The organism is Nostoc cf. edaphicum LEGE 07299 (assembly GCF_015207245.1).
Lineage (GTDB): Bacteria > Cyanobacteriota > Cyanobacteriia > Cyanobacteriales > Nostocaceae > Nostoc > Nostoc edaphicum_B.
Genome location: NZ_JADEXF010000845.1, coordinates 1 through 2,972, shown reverse-complemented (window position 1 = coordinate 2,972; position 2,972 = coordinate 1). Strand labels below are relative to the sequence as shown.

Here is a 2,972-nt window from a genome sequence, read left to right as displayed (position 1 = left end):
TCTTGGCTCCACTTACCAAGATAGTCTGAGGATGAGCAGCTACGATAGCTTTTTTCGTAAACGGCGAACGCAAAATTCCCCACAGCAAAGATATCAATACTATCAAAGCATTGAACGGCAAGGCTATTAGTAATAATGTCAGAGTACCGAGAGTCTTGAATAGAGCTACTAGCTTTACCTTAATACCCGTTGATGATGTTGGAGATTGAGGCAGAGATAAAGAAATTGATTGTGCCATAAGTCTTTCCTTTGTGTTTATTGTAGAGACGTTGTATTGCAACGTCTCTACAAACTTCGCTACACCACGCGTCTAATTAAAGTCACACCATCTCGGATGGGTAACAGAACTTGTTCTACACGAGGATCGGCAGCGACAATACGGTTGAACTGAGCGATCGCTTCACCGTTGGCGGTGCGTTGTTCGGGTGGTAGGTAAACTTGTCCCTGCAACAAAGTATTATCCACACAGATTAAACCGTCGGGAGTAAGTAAGTTACTATCCAAAATGATCTGGAAGTACTCTACATACTCTTTTTTATCCGCATCAATGAAGATCAGATCGAATACTTCATTTCTGGCAGCCAGCTTGTGGAGTGTCTCTAGGGCAGGTGCTACTTCCACAATGATTTTGTCGCCGTGGGGGGACTCACTAAAACAAGCTTGAGCAAATTCAGCAACATAAGGATCTACTTCGCAACCGATAAGTTGCCCATCACTTGGTAATGCTTCTGCCATTGCCAAGGCCGAATACCCTGTGAACATTCCTACTTCTAGAATGCGCTTTGCTTTGGTCATGTGAACAAACATTTTCAATGTCTGTCCTTCAAGATGCCCTGAGAGCATCTCCTGCTCAAGTTGACGCACTGTTTCACCATCGCTGAAGCGTTTGCTCCAGTCTTCTTTGCTAGTTTTCTGCGCCAATGTTGTCAATGCGCTCGATTCTGGGGTGGTGTAATCATCCAAGTAGGGATCTAAACCCGCCGCTAATTGAACTCCCTGCCGCAAAGAATCTAATATCTCTACGGGAATGTTGTTCTCTTCTGCTAATTTGAGGGTTTGCTGTAACTGGGCTACTAAAATACTATGTGGCGTTATCGGTCTAGCTGTTTCTCGTCCTAAAACACTCGTCATATTTTCACACCCCTACTAGCTTGGCTTCTTGACTTTCAATGTATGCGTCAACACCTTTTCCGCCACGAGGGTATTTAGCACAAAGACGTTTGTGTTCAGCTAGAGCAGCATCAAGTTCTTCACGAGTCAGATCGTTGGCAAAGAAGCACTCACCAATCGGACAAGGCATAGCTGCACGTAGCTTACCATCTCGTGTCAAGCTTATAGACTGGGTAGCATCCCAGAGCAAATCCCCATCTAGTAGAGGATGATCGAGTGATAAACCGATACGACTCATCAAATCTAGGATGCGATCGCGCTCTCCTGTTGGAATATAGCCCCGTTGTGCTGCAATGGTTGCAGACAAAGCCATATCTATATTGACCGCATGACCATGATATAGAGGTATCTGAGGTGCTAATTCTAGGGTAGGACTCCAAGTGTGACCGTAAGCGATGACGCGATCGAGGTCTAGTTCATGCAAGTTAGGAGTCTCTAACTCCAACATAGTTTTGATTGCCTCGTAGTTGACTTTATGGGCAATCTCTTTAATTTCCGGTGTCGCATTCACGTGTCCAAAGTGGGTGGAAAGAAGTTCTTCGCCATATTTATATAGCAGTTCAAAGACTTCCGAGTTAGACACTACCGCAATTTTCACCAACTCTGCCATCCCATTGCGAACTTGAGCCGTTGGCAAGGTTTTTAAGAATGAGAAATCTAAGATCACTTTCAAAGGTGCATGATATGCTCCCAAGCGATTTTTCAACTTGCGATGATTAACTGCTACCTTAATCGCTACACCTGCATCGATCAAACCAATCAACGTAGTAGGAATGCGGATATAGTTGCTCTTGCGACGGTAAGAAGCGCAAGCAAACCCAGCCACATCAGTAACTAGACCACCACCGACAACTAAGACTGGTTCTTTACGAACTAAGCCGAAGTCCGAAAAAGCGTCAACAATTTTTTCAAAGGTTGCAAGGGTTTTAGCCGGCTCTGTAATGATGATCGGAAATACCGTCAGTTCAATATCATAGTGTCTAAAATATGACCTGATCTGATCGCCATAAAGTTCATGAACATTGGCATCAATTACAGTCAGACAGCGACCAAATTTTGCATAGCTATCAGCAATTTCTCTGTTTTCAATATCAAATGCACCGTTCACATAGACAAGACTAAAATCGATTTTTTCGTAACCTTGCACGTGAAACGCAGATTCAGTAGCTTCAAATGATGCTTGAACTTTATTCATTGTGTTGACCTTATTCCAATTATAAAGATTGTGAGATTTCGGTAATAATTGCGATTTACCCTAATGAATGCCAGCAAAGAACTATACTTTTTATCTTTTCAGATAAAAGACAGGAAAAAATTAGCTTTCAATCAAAAGCTAGCGTCTATTGCTGACTGGCAATGTTTTTAAACAAAACCATTTATTTGAGTAAATTCTGTAGATGGGTTAACCTTTAATTCGGCATAACCTCAAACAAGTCAATTAGCCCCACTAGCAATATATTGGCATAATAATTGCCTGCTTCTTCTGTGGATTATTGACTTTTATTTTGGGAAATTCATCTGAATTTATTCTTAATTCAGATTTATTCCACTATATATAATAATGGCTTTCCAACTGTACGGTTCCGCAAAAATTCTAGCCTAGAAAACTGATTATATCGTTGATCTCCAAGCTTCAATTTTAGATTAGAACCTTGATTAATCGTTAGTTCGCTGTTTATTAGCATTAGTCTCAAACCTTATATTACTAAACTCGCTACATTCTATTTGCTTCAGAATCGCAGTGGACTTTTAGGAAGTTTAACTGAAGTTTATCTGAATTTTTATTAACTCCAATATATTTG

General features: G+C 41.3%; 2 protein-coding genes and 1 pseudogene. All 3 read right to left on the bottom strand.

Going from position 1 to position 2,972, the window contains the following annotated elements; translation table 11 throughout:
- A pseudogene (locus IQ229_RS21555) lies at positions 1-238 on the bottom strand (ATP-grasp enzyme); the annotation flags it as partial.
- Positions 239-297: 59 nt separating this feature from the next.
- Positions 298-1,131 (bottom strand): O-methyltransferase, encoded by an 834-nt coding sequence (locus IQ229_RS21550; protein ID WP_194047227.1) that lies wholly within the window; start codon positions 1,129-1,131, stop codon positions 298-300.
- Between the two features lie 4 nt (positions 1,132-1,135).
- Positions 1,136-2,365 carry a sedoheptulose 7-phosphate cyclase gene (locus IQ229_RS21545; RefSeq protein ID WP_194047225.1) on the bottom strand — a complete coding sequence of 410 codons (1,230 nt, stop codon included), beginning with the start codon at positions 2,363-2,365 and terminating at the stop codon, positions 1,136-1,138.
- Positions 2,366-2,972: the final 607 nt, after the last annotated feature.

Bases quoted from the DNA above. Each gene is read 5' to 3' on its own strand.
- IQ229_RS21550 (WP_194047227.1), bottom strand. From the start codon at position 1,131: ATGACGAGTGTTTTAGGACGAGAAACAGCTAGACCGATAACGCCACAT.
- IQ229_RS21545 (WP_194047225.1), bottom strand. From the start codon at position 2,365: ATGAATAAAGTTCAAGCATCATTTGAAGCTACTGAATCTGCGTTTCAC.